The sequence below is a fragment of the Maritimibacter alexandrii genome (genome assembly GCF_005871115.1).
Classification (GTDB): domain Bacteria; phylum Pseudomonadota; class Alphaproteobacteria; order Rhodobacterales; family Rhodobacteraceae; genus Maritimibacter; species Maritimibacter alkaliphilus.
The window spans coordinates 1,473,430-1,489,936 of sequence record NZ_SWKQ01000009.1 but is presented as its reverse complement, the minus strand read 5'-3'; the positions used below and the strand labels follow the sequence as shown (position 1 = coordinate 1,489,936).

The 16,507-nt window shown below is 62.9% G+C and carries 15 protein-coding genes; 4 read left to right on the top strand and 11 right to left on the bottom strand.

All coding sequences use genetic code 11. The annotated features are described in order from the left end of the window. Position 1 precedes the first annotated feature (1 nt). Both FCT00_RS07990 and FCT00_RS07985 read left to right on the top strand, forming a co-directional pair. Complete coding sequence (locus FCT00_RS07990) at positions 2 to 397, top strand: ectoine synthase (protein ID WP_008331765.1); 396 nt, start codon at positions 2 to 4, stop codon at positions 395 to 397. Between the two features lie 16 nt (positions 398 to 413). Then, positions 414 to 1,844 (top strand): aspartate kinase, encoded by a 1,431-nt coding sequence (locus FCT00_RS07985; RefSeq protein ID WP_008331766.1) that lies wholly within the window; start codon positions 414 to 416, stop codon positions 1,842 to 1,844. 91 nt (positions 1,845 to 1,935) lie between these two features. On the opposite strand, the gene FCT00_RS07980 is transcribed toward FCT00_RS07985, so the two are convergent. The 9 genes from FCT00_RS07980 to FCT00_RS07940 form a co-directional block, all read right to left on the bottom strand. After that, a complete protein-coding gene (locus tag FCT00_RS07980; RefSeq protein WP_138422516.1) occupies positions 1,936 to 2,223 on the bottom strand; it encodes a hypothetical protein in 288 nt (95 codons plus the stop codon). A 121-nt stretch (positions 2,224 to 2,344) separates the two neighbouring features. Then, positions 2,345 to 2,833: a type II toxin-antitoxin system HicB family antitoxin gene (locus tag FCT00_RS07975; RefSeq protein ID WP_138422515.1), complete on the bottom strand. Its 489-nt coding sequence runs from the start codon at positions 2,831 to 2,833 to the stop codon at positions 2,345 to 2,347. Next, a complete protein-coding gene (locus FCT00_RS07970; protein ID WP_138422514.1) occupies positions 2,833 to 3,078 on the bottom strand; it encodes a type II toxin-antitoxin system HicA family toxin in 246 nt (81 codons plus the stop codon). The genes FCT00_RS07975 and FCT00_RS07970 overlap by 1 nt, the downstream gene beginning before the upstream one ends. Before the next feature lie 113 nt (positions 3,079 to 3,191). Next, a complete protein-coding gene (locus FCT00_RS07965; protein ID WP_008331768.1) occupies positions 3,192 to 3,968 on the bottom strand; it encodes a transglutaminase-like domain-containing protein in 777 nt (258 codons plus the stop codon). Positions 3,969 to 4,142: 174 nt separating this feature from the next. Continuing rightward, positions 4,143 to 5,186, bottom strand: coding sequence for a saccharopine dehydrogenase family protein (locus FCT00_RS07960; RefSeq protein WP_138422513.1), 1,044 nt, complete (start codon positions 5,184 to 5,186; stop codon positions 4,143 to 4,145). Positions 5,187 to 5,252: 66 nt separating this feature from the next. Next, positions 5,253 to 7,094, bottom strand: coding sequence for an ABC transporter ATP-binding protein (locus tag FCT00_RS07955; protein WP_008331771.1), 1,842 nt, complete (start codon positions 7,092 to 7,094; stop codon positions 5,253 to 5,255). A gap of 1 nt (position 7,095) precedes the next feature. Next, positions 7,096 to 8,028 carry an ABC transporter permease subunit gene (locus FCT00_RS07950; protein ID WP_008331773.1) on the bottom strand — a complete coding sequence of 311 codons (933 nt, stop codon included), beginning with the start codon at positions 8,026 to 8,028 and terminating at the stop codon, positions 7,096 to 7,098. A gap of 12 nt (positions 8,029 to 8,040) precedes the next feature. Continuing rightward, the gene (gene oppB, locus FCT00_RS07945) at positions 8,041 to 8,964 is read right to left on the bottom strand and encodes an oligopeptide ABC transporter permease OppB (RefSeq protein WP_008331775.1); all 924 of its coding nucleotides are present in this window, start codon (positions 8,962 to 8,964) and stop codon (positions 8,041 to 8,043) included. Between the two features lie 79 nt (positions 8,965 to 9,043). Further along, positions 9,044 to 10,669 (bottom strand): peptide ABC transporter substrate-binding protein, encoded by a 1,626-nt coding sequence (locus tag FCT00_RS07940; protein ID WP_040884783.1) that lies wholly within the window; start codon positions 10,667 to 10,669, stop codon positions 9,044 to 9,046. Positions 10,670 to 10,987: 318 nt separating this feature from the next. Between FCT00_RS07940 and FCT00_RS07935 the strand changes: the two genes are divergently transcribed. After that, positions 10,988 to 13,189: an NADP-dependent isocitrate dehydrogenase gene (locus FCT00_RS07935; protein WP_138422512.1), complete on the top strand. Its 2,202-nt coding sequence runs from the start codon at positions 10,988 to 10,990 to the stop codon at positions 13,187 to 13,189. Between the two features lie 238 nt (positions 13,190 to 13,427). Here FCT00_RS07935 and FCT00_RS07930 read toward each other — a convergent pair whose 3' ends face one another. After that, positions 13,428 to 14,165 carry a 3-keto-5-aminohexanoate cleavage protein gene (locus FCT00_RS07930; RefSeq protein WP_171042921.1) on the bottom strand — a complete coding sequence of 246 codons (738 nt, stop codon included), beginning with the start codon at positions 14,163 to 14,165 and terminating at the stop codon, positions 13,428 to 13,430. A 14-nt stretch (positions 14,166 to 14,179) separates the two neighbouring features. After that, positions 14,180 to 15,499 (bottom strand): aspartate aminotransferase family protein, encoded by a 1,320-nt coding sequence (locus tag FCT00_RS07925; RefSeq protein ID WP_138422510.1) that lies wholly within the window; start codon positions 15,497 to 15,499, stop codon positions 14,180 to 14,182. A 133-nt stretch (positions 15,500 to 15,632) separates the two neighbouring features. On the opposite strand from FCT00_RS07925, the gene FCT00_RS07920 reads away from it, so the two are divergent. Continuing rightward, the gene (locus FCT00_RS07920) at positions 15,633 to 16,496 is read left to right on the top strand and encodes a MurR/RpiR family transcriptional regulator (protein ID WP_138422509.1); all 864 of its coding nucleotides are present in this window, start codon (positions 15,633 to 15,635) and stop codon (positions 16,494 to 16,496) included. The last annotated feature ends 11 nt before the right edge of the window (positions 16,497 to 16,507 follow it).

Below are 16,507 nucleotides of genomic sequence, written 5' to 3'. Positions count from 1 at the left end.
CATGCTTATTCGCGACTTCAACGAACTGAAGAACACCGACAAGTCCGTCTCGGACGCGCGCTGGAACTCCGTGCGGATGCTTCTCGCCGATGACGGTATGGGCTTCTCGTTCCACATCACCACGATCGAGGGCGGTTCGGAGCACACGTTCCACTACAAGAACCACTTCGAGAGCGTCTACTGCATCTCGGGCAAGGGTCGGATCACCGACCTCGCCAAGAACGAGACGCATGAGATCAAACCGGGTGTCATGTACGCGCTCAACGAGCACGACAAGCACACGCTGGTGGCCGATGAAACGCTGGTGCTGGCCTGCTGTTTCAACCCGCCGGTGACCGGCAAGGAAGTGCATCGCGAAGATGGCTCCTACGCCGCGCCCGACGAAGACGCTGCCTGAAAACGGGGAAAGACCAATGTCTGACCGAAATCATACTGTCGAAAAGATCGGCGGCACGTCGATGAGCCGCGTGAATGAGCTGCGCGATACGCTGCTCATTCGCGAAGGCGATCTTTATAACCGCGTGTTCGTCGTCTCTGCTTTCGGCGGGATCACCAACCTGCTGCTGGAACACAAGAAAACGGGTGAGCAAGGCGTTTATGCCGCGTTCGCCGACAGCGAAACCGACGACCACGCCTGGATGGCCGCGCTGAAGAAAACCGGCGCGGCGATGGAAGAGGCGCATCGCGCGGTGCTCGACCATCCGGCCGACATCGCGGACGCGAACGACTTCGTGGCCGAACGGATGGCGGGCGCACGGTCGTTCCTGATCGACCTCGGCCGCCTGTGCTCCTACGGCCACTTCCGGCTGACCGAGCATATGTCGATGGTGCGCGAGCTTCTGTCGGGTCTGGGCGAGGCGCATTCCGCCTATGTCACGACCCTGATGCTGAAGCGTGCCGGCGTGTCGGCCCGTTTCGTCGACCTGTCCGGTTGGCGCGACGAGGGCGACTGCGACCTGAACGAGCGCATCGAAAAGGGTCTGGCTGACGTCGATCTGGCTACCGAGATGCCCATCGTCACCGGCTATGCCCAGTGCAAGGAAGGGCTGATGAAGGAATACGACCGGGGCTACTCGGAAGTGACCTTCGCCCGCATCGCGGCGCAGACCCATGCGAAAGAGGCGATCATCCACAAGGAGTTCCACCTTTCGTCCGCCGACCCGAACCTCGTCGGCGAAGACAACGTGCGCAAGCTGGGCCACACGAACTACGATGTGGCCGACCAGTTGTCGAACCTCGGGATGGAGGCGATCCACCCCTCGGCAGCCAAGATGCTGCGTCAGGCCGACGTGCCGCTGCGCGTGACCAACGCGTTCGAGCCGGAAGATCCGGGCACCCTGATCGACGACAGCCGCGGCGATACGCCGGGGGTCGAGATCGTGACCGGGCTGGATGTTATCAGCATCGAAGTGTTCGAACAGGACATGGTGGGCGTGAAGGGCTACGACACGACCATTCTGGAGGCGCTCAAGCGTCACAAGGTCTGGATCGTGTCCAAGACGTCGAACGCGAACACCATCACGCATTACGTCAAAGGCTCGCTCAAGGCCGTGAAGCGCGTGGAGGCCGACGTTCAGGAACGCTTCCCGCAGGCCGAGATCAAGATCCGCAGCCAGTGCATCGTGTCGGCCATCGGTCGTGACCTGCGCAAGCAGTCGGTGCTGGGTCGTGGCCTTGCCGCGCTGGACGAAGCCGGGCTGGACGTGATCGCCGCCCACGCGACGCCGCGCAACGTGGACGTCCAGTTCCTGATGCCGCGCGACGAAGCGGACGAGGCCATCAAGGTTCTCCACCGTGCGCTGGTCGAACAGGAAAAAAAAGACCAGCTGCGTGAAGCAGCGTAAGGCATTGCCTGACACTCCAAAGTTCCAAAAAGAACGTCAGGCATAGACTGAGGCCCCCCGGTGACGAGCCGGGGGGTCTTTTTTGTGTGGATCAACTTTGTCTAGGTGGAAAGTAAAAGGTCCGAACGTCTGTCCAATTTGAAGCATCTTCAGAGTACTGCAAAATGTAGAACCCTGGCGCACTAAACGTCACATCCTTTTTACCGAAAACAATTGTGCCCACCACGGTCATTTCATGCTCGGAAAGAACGTCTTCGTCCGAGTTTTCGCCTGTTAGGTCCATGTCAACCTGGAGCGGCACATCGTCTCCGCCTTCAGCAACTAGCCTAAACACAATTGAGGTTGTGTCGGTGATCCCAGCTTCCAGATAGAATGCCAATCTAGCCACCGTAGTCTCTGCGTTCGCATCCAACTCTGGACCTATGGGCGCGGCGCCCAACACTATTGAGCGCCCGGACGCTTCCTGTCTTACCTCGTCACAAAGAACGGCGTTGAAGACGTCAATTGACAACGAAATCGCCCCCTTTGACATACACATGCGTAGCAGCCAGTGAGGCTTTCTCCGTGCGAACCCGCTTCACAGGATGATCAATGCCAGAGACATTCCTCGCAAAATGGAGCATCACGCTCTGATGCGCCCAACTATTGAAAGCTTGAGCCGTTCCCAAATCATGGTGCCTTCGCAACACATGGCCGACGTATTCATTCATGGTCTTACCCTGCGACTTGGCACAGATTGCAAGATCACGATGTAGCTCCGGGGTGACGCGGACGTTGAACGCCCCTTTGAAAGGAACATCCGGATCGACGCCCAGTTCTAAACAGTCCTGCAAATAGTCATCCACAGCGGATTCGAAAGCTATCTTGAGCCCTGATGGCGTTTCCGCTTCGTAGTTGACCAAATCCCGAATGTGCAGAAGTTTGCCAAATAGAAGGTCGTCATTTACATCGACCTCTACTGAACCGACATAACCCTTATATTTCAACATCATATCAGACTCGCTTCCGTCAAGATATCGTGCACCTGCTTCACTGCATACCGTTTCATCGTAGGCTCAGGGTGAGGGCGGTGAAGGTTGATGGTTGGAAGTCCATCACCTCGGAACTTTACGCGTGACCCACTCCCTTGGCGCTCTTCGTAGCCGAGGTGGTTCAGCAATTGCTTCAGCTCTTTCCACTCGAAATCCTTCGGCTGAGACTTCAGTCTTTCCACTAGCTTTTCGCGCGCGGTCATCAGCCCCTCATCCGCGTAACTAGATTTAGTTACTGTACTACTCTTCCAGAACACGCAATGATAAAAATGTGACAACTTTTTGCTAATACGTCAAAAAGAAGCCGAAACTCTCCTCATCCCCGCACCACCGACACCGCCTGATAGATCAGGTTCGCGGGCGCCTGCGACTCCATGAAGGCGATGTCGTAGGCGTCGCGGCCCACTGCGATCTTGGCCAGCGTGTCGGGTGTGCCCATGCCGGTCGGGTCAACGAGGTGCCATGCCCCGTCGAGCCAAACCTCGGCCACCGCGTGGAAATCGGCGGGCCAGACGTCTGGGCCGTAGGCGGCGACCATGCGGGCCGGGATTTGCGCGGCGCGGACCATGGCGCAGATCAGGTGGGCGTAGTCGCGGCAGACGCCCTGACGGCCCGCGAAGGTTTCGAGGACGTTGGTGTCCGCATCCGAGCTGCCGGGCACGTAGGACAGGTTGTGTTCGATCCAGTCGCGGATCGCGGCGACCTTGGCCCCGCCCGTCAGATCACCGAAACGCTTGCCGACGAAGGCCACGAACTTGTCCGACTGCACGTAGCGCGACGGGCGCAGGTAGGGCGCGACTTCGGAGGGCAGTTGGTGGATCGGCACGGCGGACAGGCTGTCCAGCGGCACGTTCTTGCGCGTCACGTCCACCTTGGCCTGATAGGTCAGATACATCTCGTTGCCCGGCACCCGCGCCCAGACCCGCTGGCCGACACCGGAATCGCCCGTGATCCGGTCGATGGTCGCATCCCCGAAGGTGATCCATTCTTCCGCGATTTCCTGCCCGTCGGTATGCGCCGCCTCCAGCGCCAGAAAGACGGTATTCGCCTGCGTGAAGCCGTAGTGCATGGTGACGTCGATGTTCAGGCGCATTGGCGGCTCCACAAGGTTTGGTGACAAGAAACGGGCGCGCTTCGCCAACCCTCACGGGTGGGGAGCGGTTCCGATGTCGGTTTCAGTCAGGGTGTTTCGCCGCCCCACTATCCGGCCTTCGCGCGGCGATCAATGGGGGATTGCGGTGTGGTCCGGCGCCGCGCCCTCGATCCCTCAGTTTCGCAGCACGCTCCCCTCGAACCCGAGGATGTAGTCAGACCCGAACGCACGCGCGGGGGTGAGGAAACCGGGGGCCGTCTGCCCCTCGGACACCGCCTCGGCGATCCGTGTCGCGGTGAGGCTGGTCAGGTGGTAACCCTCGGCGGTCGTCATGACGTGCTGCACGCTATCGCCCTTGGCGTTCTCGGCGCGGCCATAGACGATGCACCGCCCGGTGGACCGTGCTGTGGCGTCGGGGCCTTCCGGCATTCGCGCAAGCACCCGGTTTACGATCGGGCGTCCGGCACCGGCCAGAAAACGGCGCAGGAAAAGCGGCAGCTTCAAAAGCGTCACCATATCCTTGGGCGGGACGAGAAAGACCTCGATGTTCGGAATGCCGGTCGTATGCCAGGCCGTCACGATGTCGCCCCAACTGATCGCGGCCACCCGCTCCGGCCCCTCGCCCATGTCCAGCGTGGAAAAGACACCGCCGGGACGCGGCACAAGGTCGCCGTCGCGGCGCACGTAGGGCGGGTTGCCCAGATGCGGGATCGAGGACATCGCGGTCCCGCGCGACGCCTGCGCCATGCCTTTGAAGGCGAGCGTCAGCTTGTTCGCATCCGGCAGGCGTTCCTTGAGCATCGCCGCCATGCAGTCGGTCGGCACCACGTCGAAGCCGGTCCCCGGCATGATCGTGATCCCCGCAGCCTTGGCCCGTTCATCCAGCGCGGCGCAGCCCGCGAGCACGTCGATTTCACCGGTGATGTCGAGATAATGGGTGTGCGTCGCAAGGCAGGCCTCCGTCAGCGCCGCGTAGGTTTCGCGAAACGGCCCGGCGCAGTTCAGCAGCGTGTCGATTCCGTCGAGGGCCGCGCGGGTCGCCGCACGGTCATCGACGCCGAAGGCCACCCATTCCAGCCCGAGATCCTCGGCAAGCGGCCCCAGCCTCGTCGCGTCGCGCCCGCCGAGGCGCGGGGTCAGACCCATCTTCACCGCTTCGCGCGCGATCAGTTCGCCTGTGTAGCCATAGGCCCCGTAGATCAGGATCTGCCCTGCCATTCCGTCCTCCCCGGTCCCCCGTGGGCCGACGCTAGCAGATCGCAAACGGCCTGTCCCAATCTGTGCCTAGCGGACGGGTTCCACCACCTCGTCGCTGACCATCGGTTCGGCGGCGAGGATCACGTCGAGCGGATCGTGCTCCGCCACCCAATGCCCCGGCGCGATCTGGTTCAGTCGCGGCGTATAGTCCTCGTTCCCGGCCCGCAGCTTGGACGGGAGGAACCTGAGCGCGGCTTTCGGGTCCAGTGGCGAGGGCAGTTCACCGGGGATGCGGATACGTTCCCGCGTGCGTTCCAGTTCCGGGTCCGGAATCGGAACCGCGGAAATCAGCGCCTTGGTGTAGGGGTGCACCGGATCTTCGACCACGGTCCCGGCGTCCGCCAGTTCCACGATGCGACCGAGATAGAGCACCATGATCCGGTTCGAAATCGCGCGCACGACGGACAGGTCGTGGCTGATGAAGATCATCGACATGCCGAACTCGGCCTGAAGGTCTTTCAGCAGCCGCACGATCTGGGCCTGAATCGAGACGTCGAGGGCCGAAACAGCCTCGTCACAGATGATGAGCTTGGGCTTGTTGATCATGGCGCGGGCGATGCCGACGCGCTGGTTCTGACCGCCCGACAGCTCATGCGGGTAACGGTTGAACATGCCGCGTTCCAGACCCACGCGGTCCATCATCGCCAGCACTTCGTCCTTGCGCTGGGACTTCGACAACTCCGGGCGGAAGGTCTTGAGCGGCTCGGCGATGCTGTCGGAAATCGTCATGCGCGGGTCGAGCGAGGCGAGCGGGTCTTGAAACACCAACTGCATGTCCTTGCGCGACTTGGTCAGCGCGCGTTTGTCGAGGTCCGTGAAGGACGACCCGAGCCACGACACCGCGCCGCCCGTGGGTTCGATCAGGCGCAGCACGGCGCGCGCCAGCGTGGACTTGCCGCAGCCGCTCTCGCCCACGACCCCCAGCGTCTCGCCCTTGGCAAGGTCGAAGGTCACGCCGTTCACGGCCTTGAGCGGGATGGTCCGCCCGAACAACCCGCCCTTCACGCGGATCGGGAAATGCACCTGAATGTCGTCGGCGGACAGAAGCGGTTCGGCGGTCTCTGCCGTCCCCTCCGGCGCGCCCTCGTCGTCGATGCGCGGCATCGCGTCGAGCAACTTTTTCGTATAGTCGTGTTTCGGCGCGTTGAAGACCTGCATCACGTCGCCGGACTCGACATATTCGCCCAGCTTCATCACCTCGATCCGGTCGCACATGCGTGCCACCACGCCCATGTCATGCGTGATGAGCGCGATGGCCGTCCCGCTCTGGGTCTGCAATTCGTGCATGAGGTCGAGAATTTCGGCCTGCACCGTCACGTCGAGCGCCGTGGTCGGCTCGTCCGCGATCAGCAGCTTCGGCTCGCACAGCATGGCCTGCGCGATCATCACACGCTGGCGCATCCCGCCCGACAGTTCGTGCGGATACTGCGTCATGCGCCGCTCGGCCTCGGGGATCTGCACGCGATTGAGCCAGTCGAGGCAGGCCCGCCGCGCCGCCGATCCCGACAGTCCCTTATGCACCTTCAGCACCTCGGCCATCTGGTCGCCGACCTTAAGGTGGGGCGTCAACGCAGTGAGCGGGTCCTGAAAGATCATGCCGACGTCCGATCCGCGCAGGCGGTTCAGCTTGCCGACGGGCAGGTTCAGGATTTCGTTCCCTTGAAACGTCACCGATCCGGTGGCGCGGCCATTGGGCGGCAAAAGGCCCATCGCGGCCATGAAGCTTTGCGACTTGCCGGAGCCGGATTCACCGACGATGCCAAGGCATTCGCCGGCCTGGATGTCGAAGGACACGCCTTTGACGGCCTGAACCTCGCCGTCCGGGGTCGAGAAAGAAACGCGCAGGTCGCGGGCGGACAACACGGTCATATCAGCGGTCCTTCGGGTCGAGTGCATCGCGCAGACCGTCACCGATGAAGAACATGGTGATGATGATCGCGACGTAGAAAAACAGGGGGAACAAAAGCTGCCATGTGGTGCCATAGGCCATCGTCCCGGCCCCTTCCGAGATCAGCTTGCCGAGCGACGTGTAGGGTTCGGAAATCCCCAGCCCGAGGAACGAGATGAACGACTCGGTCAGGATCATCTCGGGCACGAGGAGCGAGGCATAGACGATCACGACGCCGATCAGGTTGGGCAGGATGTGACGGATCATGATCTGCACCTCGGACACGCCGGAAGCGCGCGCGGCTTCGATGAATTCTCGGGTCTTCAGCGACAGGGTCTGGGCGCGCACGATCCGGCTCATCGTCAGCCAGCCGACCGCACCCAGCGACACGAAGAGCATGAAGAACGAGCGTCCGGCGATGACCAGCAGCAGAATGATGACGAGGGTCAGCGGAATCGCCAGCAGAATGTCGACGAACCGCATCATGGCGCTGTCGACCCGGCCCCCCACGTAGCCCGCGACAAGCCCATAGGTCGTGCCGATAATGAGCGCGGTGAGCGCCCCCACGAGACCCACGAGCAGCGAGGTGCGCGTCGCCTGAATGACCCGCGAATACAGGTCGCGGCCAAGCTCATCCAGACCGAAGAAGTGGCCGTTGGCGATGGACGGCGCGCCCTCGGACGCGATGTTGCCCATCCGGTCCCAGTCGATCTCTTCGTTCGACCACTGGGCGAAGAGCGGGCCGACGATCACGAAGATCACGATCAGGGCGAGCACGAAGACGCTCGCCATCGCGGCCTTGTTTTGAACGAACCGGATCTGCGCGTCTTTCAGGAGCGAGCGGCCCTTGACCGGGATCTGGTCGGTGAAATCGTCCGCCACGGCGGCGGCACGTTGGGAGCTTCCGAAAACCATGTCGTTTCCCCCTCAGTAACGGATCTTGGGATCGAACCACGCATAGGCGAGGTCGGTGATGAGGTTCACGAACACGGTGAGCGTGCCGTAAAGGATCGTGACGCCCAGAAGCACGGCGTAGTCGCGGGTGAGCGCCGATCCGACATAGGCCGCGCCAAGACCGCCGGTCGAGAAGTAGAGGTCGACGAAGACCGAGCCGGTGAGCACGTAGACGAAGACCGGACCAAGATAGCTGACCACCGGCAGAAGCGTGGGTTTCATCGCGTGGCGCCAGATCACCGTGCGGGTCGGCAGGCCCTTGGCCCGCGCCGTGCGGATGAAGTTGGAGTTCAGCACTTCGAGCATCGAGGAACGCGTGAGGCGCGCGATGTTGCCCATGTATGAGGTCGAAAGCGCGATCACCGGCATGATGAGGTATTGCCACTGCCCGCCGTTCCAGCCGCCGCCCGGCAGCCAACCCAGCCAAAGCGTGAAGACGAGGATCAGGATCGGGCCCATGATGAAGTTGGGCAGCGCCTGTGCGCCGATGCCCATGCTGACGGCGGCGTAGTCGATCCACGAATTGTGCCGGATCGCGGCGGCGACGCCAAGGCCGACGCCCACCACCGTCGCCGCGATGAAGGACAGCGATCCGTAAGTCAGCGAAATCGGGAAACCCTGCGCGATGATGTCGTTCACGTCGCGGTCCTTGAACTTGAACGACGGGCCGAAATCGAAATGCAGGACGATGTTGGTCAGGTAGTCCCAGAGTTGCTTCCAAAGCGGCTGATCCAGCCCGTAGCGCGCTTCGAGGTTGGCGAGCACGGCGGGCGGCAGGGGGCGTTCCGAGGTGAACGGGCCGCCGGGCGCATACTGGATCAGGAAGAACGAGGCGATGATGAGGATCAGGATCGTCGGGATCGCGATCAGAAGTCGCCGGATGATGTAGGAAACCACGGGCCACCCTTTTGGAAAATGGGGTGCGCGCCCCGGACGGTCCGGGGCGCGCGCGTTTCAACGATGTGAAAGGCTCTGATTACTCGGCGATCTTGTAGAGATCTTTCGAGTACCAGTTCTGTTCGACGTTATCGACGGGCCAGCCGCCCAGATCGCTGTCGAGCATGTAGACACCGGCGTAGTGATAGATCGGGATCACCGGCATCTCTTCGTAAAGGATTTCCTCGACCTCGGTGTAGAGCGGCGAGGTGTCGTCGGACGTCTTGGCCTGTTCCAGCAGTTCGTCGACGCGCTCGTTTGAATACTTGCCGTCGTTGTAACCCGACTGGCTGTCGAGCAGGTCGAGGAAGGTCGAGGCTTCGTTGTAGTCGCCGCACCATGCGCCGCGAGCCATTTCGAAGTTCTGGTTGCCGCGCTCTTCAAGGAACACTTTCCATTCCATGTTGGCGAGCGTCGCCTGAACGCCCAGCTTCTGCTTCCAAAGCTGGCTCAGGGCCACCGCGACTTTCTCATGCGCTTCCGAGGTGTTGTAGACCATCTCGAATTCCAGCGGATTGTCGGGGCCGTAGCCCGCTTCGGCCAGAAGGTCTTTGGCCATCTGGTCGCGTTCCGCCTGGCTCATCTCGGTCCACGGCAGGGTCGGCGGCTCGAAGCCCGCGACGGCGGCCGGGGTGAAGGTATAGGCCGGGGGCTGCCCGCCCTGCATCACCTTCTCGACGATGATGTTGCGGTCCACGGCCATGGCGAGCGCCTTGCGCACGTTCACGTCCTTGAACGCTTCGGGGCCGGAATCGGACACGTTGAAGGTGTAGTAGTAGTTACACAGACGCGGGAAACTCACCGCCTCGTCCGGGTATTCTTCGGAGAGGGACGGATACTGACCGGCCGGAATGTCGGTGCGGTCGAGTTCGCCGGCGAGGTAACGGGTCAGCGCCACATTCTCGTCGTTGATGACGAGAGCCACGACACGGTCGATGATCGTGTTCTCGTTGTCCCAATACATCTCGTTGCGCACGCGCACCGAACGCTCGCCCGGCAGGTGCTCTTCCAGCACGTAGGCGCCGTTCGAGACGATGTTCTCCGGCTTGGTCCATTCGCTGCCATGCTCTTCGATCACCGACTGCGGCGACGGGAAGGTGGTGGAATGGGTGGTCATCTGCGGGAAGTAGGGCAGCGGCGCGGTCAGTTTGACCTCGAGCGTGTAGTCGTCGATCGCGGTCACGCCGAGTGTTTCGGGATCGGCTTCGCCCGCGACGATCTCCGACGCGTTCTCAAGCGACATCAGCTCCATGAACCACTGATAGGGGGACGCGGTTTCGGGGTCCGCCGCACGACGCCAGGCATAGACGAAATCGTTCGCCGTCACCGGGTCGCCGTTCGACCACTTGGCGTTCTCACGCAGGGTGAAGGTGTAGGTCTTCTTGTCCTCGGACGCCTCGTAGCCGGTGGCAACGCCCGGCACCAGATTGCCGTCGGCATCCTGGTTCATCAGGCCCTCGAACAGGTCGCGCACCACGTCCGAGCCATCGACGTCTTCGACGATCTGCGGGTCGAGCGACGAGAATTCGTCAAGCTGGCGGTATGTGAAGGTCTGGTCGTCGGCAAGGGTCACACCCTCGGGCACGTGGCTTTCCGCCAGCGCCGCGCCGGTCAGCATGGTGGTCGACATAAGCGCCGCCAATGCCAATTTGCTCATATGTTTCATTTCGCGTTCTCCCTGTTTTGATGAGGTGCGGTTGTCGCCCTTGGGCGGCCCCGATCTTTTTTCCGATCGGTCAACTCTAACCGGGACTAGTCTTCCGGCAAGGTGATGCAAGCCTTACGCGACGAAAGCCTGCGGGAATTTGCTCAAATATTAGCGAGAACGCCGCGTCCACCCTGTCTCAGATAGAAAAACGGCGCGAATCCGTTCGGTATACCGTTGCACACATTGACTTGTGAGCGGTCGTGAATTAGGCGGTCAGCAACCTCACGCGGGGTGGATTCTCCCCTCGCGTCACCCCGATCCAGCGGAGAGCGACACATGGCCAACGGCGATACCCCCGACATCATCTACACCCAGGTGGACGAAGCCCCGGAACTGGCGAGCCACTCGCTCCTCCCGATCATCCGGTCCTTCGCGCAGGCGGCGGATATCGACGTCGCGATCCGCAACATCTCGCTCGCGGGCCGGGTTCTGTCCCAGTTCCCCGACATGCTGACCGACGAGCAGAAGGTCGAAGACGACCTCGCCGTTCTCGGTGAGATCGTGAAGCAGCCGGGCGCCAACGTCATCAAGCTGCCCAACATCTCGGCCAGCCAGCCGCAGCTCGACGCCGCGATCAAGGAGCTTCAGGAACAGGGCTACAAGCTGCCCGACTATCCCTATGAGCCGTCGACCGACGCCGAGAAGGATATCAAAGCGCGATACGACGCCGTCAAAGGCTCCGCCGTGAACCCGGTGCTGCGCGAAGGCAACTCGGACCGCCGCGCCGCCAAGGCGGTGAAGAACTACGCCAAGGCCAACCCGCATTCGATGGGCGACTGGGCCAAGGATTCCAAGACCACCGTCGCCTCGATGCCGGGCAACGACTTCTTCGCGAACGAAAAGTCGGCCACCATCACGGCCGAGCAGGCCGGTGGCGCCAAGATCGTGTTCCTGTCCGATGACGGCAACAGCCGCACGCTGAAGGACGGTCTCAAGTACGAAGAAGGCACCGTGGTCGACGCGACCTTCATGTCCGCCGCGACCCTGCGCGACTTCATCCGCGCCGAGATCGACAGCATGGAGCCGGGGGTTCTGTTCTCGGTCCACCTCAAGGCCACGATGATGAAGGTCTCGGACCCGATCATCTTCGGCCATTTCGTCGCGATCTATCTGGAAGAGTTCATCTCGAAGCACGGCGAAAAGCTGAAGGAACTGGGCTGGAACCCGAATTCGGGCATCGGTGCGCTGGAAAGCAAGATCGAAGGCGACGAAGACCTGAAAGCCGACCTCAAGGCCGTGATGGACAAGCGGCCCCCGATGTACATGGTCGACTCGGATCGCGGCATCACCAACCTGCACGTGTCGTCGGACGTCATCATCGACGCCTCCATGCCCGCCGTGATCCGCGCGGGCGGCATCGGCTGGGGCCCGGACGGGAAGGCCGCGCCGACCAAGTGCTGCATCCCCGACAACTGCTATGCGCCGGTCTATGACGAGACGATCGAATACTTCAAAGAAAACGGCAAACTCGACGTCACCACCTGTGGTGCCGTGTCGAACGTGGGCCTGATGGCGCAGAAGGCCGAAGAATACGGCTCGCACCCGACCACCTTCGAAATCCCGGCCTCGGGCAAGGTCCGCATCGTTCTGGACAACGGTGACATCCTGCACGAGCACTCGGTGAACGAGGGCGACATCTGGCGTTCGGCCACCGCCAAGAAAGCGCCGATCCTCGACTGGATCCAGCTGGGCATCGACCGCACCAAGGCGACGGGCAAGGCCGCCTTCTGGCTGGACGCGAACCGGGCGCATGACGCGGAGCTCATCAAATACGTCGAGCCCGCGCTGAAAGAGGCCGGGATCGACATTCCGATCATGGCCCCGCGCGAAGCCACCCGTTTCACGCTCGAGACGATGGTTAAGGGCGAGGATTGCGTGACGATCACCGGCAATGTGCTGCGTGACTACCTCACCGACCTGTTCCCGATCCTCGAGCTTGGCACCTCGGCCAAGATGCTGTCGATCGTGAAGCTGATGAACGGCGGCGGCCTGTTCGAAACCGGCGCGGGCGGTTCGGCCCCCAAGCACGTGCAGCAGCTGGTGGAAGAGAACCACCTGCGCTGGGACTCGCTGGGTGAGTTCTGTGCGCTGGGTGAAAGCCTCAAATTCCTTGCCGATGCGCGTGGCAATGCCAAGGCGCAGGTGCTGGGCGACGCGGTGGACGTGGCCACGCAGAAGGTGCTGGAAAACGGCAACTCGCCGGAGCGCAAGGTCGGCCAGCCCGACAACCGCACCTCGCACTACTGGTTCGCCCGTTACTGGGCCGAGGCGCTGGCGGCGCAAGACACCGACGCCGACCTCGCCGCGCATTTCCAGCCCGTTGCGGCGGCTATGGTCGAGAACGAGGCGACGATCCTCGAAGAACTGATGGCCGGTCAGGGCGAAGCGGTCGATCTGGGCGGCTACTACCACCCCGACGAACCCAAGACCTTTGCCGTCATGCGCCCCTCGGCGACGCTGAACGGCATCATCGACTAAGGGTCGGTAGGATGGACTGACGAAGGGGCGTGCTGCGGCGCGCCCCTTTTCGTTTGCCGCCTGTGACTAGCCGGGCGAGCGCCTGCCCGTGGGGTGGCGCTCCGAACCTTCATGGTTAGCGCTTTATCCAAGCCAAGACCGGACGACCTCAATCCTCGCGCGAACGTCTACACAGCGCCAGCCCGCGGGAACGGGCAGGCGTTCGTCCGGCGGCCTGACGGCCTTGATTCCGGACGGATCAGAGACCCAACTTCGAAACCACCTCGGCCACCCGTTCCGCATTATCCCGCGCCACGCTCCCGTCCTTGTTCACCAGCGAATTCTCGAAACCCACCCGGCACTTGCCGCCCGCCTTATGCGCGGCGCGCAGACAGTCGGTTTCGCCCCGACCGAAGGCGCAGAGCATCCAGTCCGGCTCCAGCCGCTCGCGTTTCATCCAATCGGTGAAGGGCTTGAGCATCGAGGGTTTCGACACCTGCCCATCGACATAGCGCCCGAGCACAAAGATCAGTTGCAGCGCGGGGTCGCGCAGCAGGCCCTCGGGCAGAGTTGCGGCGAGGCCTTCGGCATCGGCCACGTCATAGAGGATGTGCTGCACCGCGATCCCGCGTTCGGCGGCATAGGCGTAGAACGAAGGCGCGCCCTCTTCCCGCGTGATTTCGCGCCAGGCCGCCGACACCAGCCGCGCCCCGGAATGAAGCGCCACGTATTTCTGGTGGCCGGGGTCATAGCGCCCGCCCGCCTCGGTCGTGATCTGAACGGGAAGCGCGGGGAGTTCGCGCGCCAGATGCTCCAGCGCCTCACGATAGGCGCCACTGTCCAACAGATGCCCGCCCTCGATGTCGCGCAGGTGCAGGTGCAGCCCGTCCGCCCCGGCGGCCATACAGGCGCGGGCGGTTTCGGTCACCTCATGCAAGGTGATCGGGAGCGCGGGATGATCGGTCTTGGTCTTGGTCGCCCCGTTGGGTGCAACCATCAGCGACGGCAGGCTCACAGCACCGCCCCGAACGCCTGACCCAGCTTGTCCACCAATTCGCCCAACTGGTCGTCGGTCAGGATGAAGGGCGGCGCGAGCAACACGTGGTCGCCCTGCACCCCGTCGATGGTGCCGCCCATCGGATAGCAGATGAGCCCGGCCTCGAAGGCCGCCGCCTTGACCTTTTTGTTGATGCCCAGCGCCGGGTCGAACGGTGCCTTGGTCTCGCGATCCGCGACGATTTCGAGACCCCGGAACATGCCGCGCCCCCTGATATCGCCGATATGGGGATGCTGACCGAAGGCCTCGACCAGCGCAGCCCCCAGTTTCTCGCCCATATCCGCCGCCCGCGCGGCCATGCCACCGTCAGTCAGTTTGGTCACGACCACGTCCGCCGCCGCCGTCGCCATCGGGTGGCCGATGTAGGTGTGGCCGTGCTGGAAAAAGCCCGAGCCATTCTGGAAGGCGTCGAAAATGCGCGCGGTGCAAAGCGTCGCGCCAATCGGCTGGTAGCCAGCGCCCAGCCCCTTGGCGATGGTCACGATGTCGGGCGACACCCCGTCCTGCTCGCAGGCGAAAAGCGTGCCGGTCCGGCCCATACCGCACATGACCTCGTCAAGAATCATGAGGATGCCGTAGCGGTCGCAGATTTCGCGGATGCGCTTGAAATAGCCCGGCACCGCAGGCACCGCGCCCATCGTCGCGCCGACCACGGGCTCCGCGATAAAGCCGATGACGGTGTCAGGGCCGACGCGCAGAAGCTCGGCCTCCAACTCGTCCGAGACGCGCTGGCCGTAGGCCACCAGATCCTCGCCCTCCTCCTGCCCGCGATAGGCGTAGCAGGGGGCGATGTGGCTGGTTTCGACCATCAGCGGCTGGAACTGCGCGCGCCGCCACGCATTGCCGCCCGTGCCCAGCGCACCCAGCGTGTTGCCGTGATAGCTTTGCCGCCGCGCGATGAAACGCCCCCGGCTTTCCTCGCCGATCTCGACGAAATACTGCCGCGCCATTTTCAGCGCCGCTTCCACCGCCTCGGACCCGCCGGAGACGAAATAGACCTTGTCCAAGCCTTCGGGTGCATGGGCGATCAGGCGGTCCGCAAGCCGTTCCGCCGGTTCGGAGGTGAAGAAACCGGTGTGGGCGAAGGGAATCGCATCGGCCTGCGCCTTGATCGCCGCGATCACGTCGGGGTCGGAGTGCCCCAGACAGGACACGGCCGCGCCGCCCGAGCCGTCGAGATAGGGTTTTCCAGCCTTATCAAAGATATAGACCCCCTCACCGCGCGTCGCGACGGGGGGTGTTTGTTTGGCGGAACGATGAAAAACGTGGCTCATGGCCTTGGACTCCGGGACCGACTCGGTCGATTGCACGGTTTCAGCATGAAACAGATGGTTCACACGTTGACAAGATATGAAACAGATGAAACGGTCCGAGTCGGGTGTTTCAGTTTCGCCGGGGTAACTTTTCGTGCTGCACAGTTTTGAGGAACGATTGGCCTCGAATTACGACGCGCTGTCGGCGCGGCTGCGCGAAGCGGGCGATTACATCGCCGCCAACCCTCTCGACACCGCCACCCGGTCGCTTCGGGCCGTGGCTGACCACTCCGGCCTTGCCCCGGCGACTTTCACCCGCCTGTCCAAGGCGCTGGGTTACGAGAATTTCGAGGAATTGCGCGAAGGGATGCGGCGGCGGCTTGAACGGCGCCAAGCCAGTTTCGCAGCCCGTGCCGACGCGCTTCAGGGGGCGAGCGACGGGGGAAGCGCCGACCTGATCCGCCGGACCCGCGAAGCATCGCTGACCAATATCGACCGCCTGACGGACGAGATCGACACCGCGAAATTCGACACCATCGCCGATCACCTTCATGCCGCGCGACGGGTCGTGCTGCTTGGCGGTCTCGGCTCCACGGCCATTGCGGAATACGCCGCCTACATGGGCAACTTCCTGGGGGACAACTGGATGCCCGCAGGGCGCATGGGGGCCTCGGTCGGGGCGGCGCTCTCAGACCTCGATCGGCGCGACGCGCTGATCGTCTTCACCAAGCCCCCCTTCGCGAACACGTCGATCCGGGCCGCGGAATTCGCGCGGGCGCGGGGCGTCTACGTGCTCGTCGTCACCGATACGCACACCTGCCCCGCCCTGCGACATGCGTCGGCGCGGGTCGTCGTGCCGACCGAAAGCCCCAATTTCTTTTCGTCCTACGTGGCGACCATGTTCTTCGTGGAAACACTGATGGCCATGATCGCGCAACGCGCAGGACCCACCGCGACCGAACGGATCGCGGATGTCGAGACCGCGAACCGCGCCTTGGGCGAGGTGATCGGCCTCTGAACCACAAGACC

Bases quoted from the DNA above. Each gene is read 5' to 3' on its own strand.
- FCT00_RS07990 (WP_008331765.1), top strand. From the start codon at position 2: ATGCTTATTCGCGACTTCAACGAACTGAAGAACACCGACAAGTCCGTC.
- FCT00_RS07985 (WP_008331766.1), top strand. From the start codon at position 414: ATGTCTGACCGAAATCATACTGTCGAAAAGATCGGCGGCACGTCGATG.
- FCT00_RS07975 (WP_138422515.1), bottom strand. From the start codon at position 2,833: ATGTTGAAATATAAGGGTTATGTCGGTTCAGTAGAGGTCGATGTAAAT.
- FCT00_RS07970 (WP_138422514.1), bottom strand. From the start codon at position 3,078: ATGACCGCGCGCGAAAAGCTAGTGGAAAGACTGAAGTCTCAGCCGAAG.
- FCT00_RS07965 (WP_008331768.1), bottom strand. From the start codon at position 3,968: ATGCGCCTGAACATCGACGTCACCATGCACTACGGCTTCACGCAGGCG.
- FCT00_RS07960 (WP_138422513.1), bottom strand. From the start codon at position 5,186: ATGGCAGGGCAGATCCTGATCTACGGGGCCTATGGCTACACAGGCGAA.
- FCT00_RS07955 (WP_008331771.1), bottom strand. From the start codon at position 7,094: ATGACCGTGTTGTCCGCCCGCGACCTGCGCGTTTCTTTCTCGACCCCG.
- FCT00_RS07950 (WP_008331773.1), bottom strand. From the start codon at position 8,028: ATGGTTTTCGGAAGCTCCCAACGTGCCGCCGCCGTGGCGGACGATTTC.
- FCT00_RS07940 (WP_040884783.1), bottom strand. From the start codon at position 10,669: ATGAAACATATGAGCAAATTGGCATTGGCGGCGCTTATGTCGACCACC.
- FCT00_RS07935 (WP_138422512.1), top strand. From the start codon at position 10,988: ATGGCCAACGGCGATACCCCCGACATCATCTACACCCAGGTGGACGAA.
- FCT00_RS07930 (WP_171042921.1), bottom strand. From the start codon at position 14,165: ATGGTTGCACCCAACGGGGCGACCAAGACCAAGACCGATCATCCCGCG.
- FCT00_RS07925 (WP_138422510.1), bottom strand. From the start codon at position 15,499: ATGAGCCACGTTTTTCATCGTTCCGCCAAACAAACACCCCCCGTCGCG.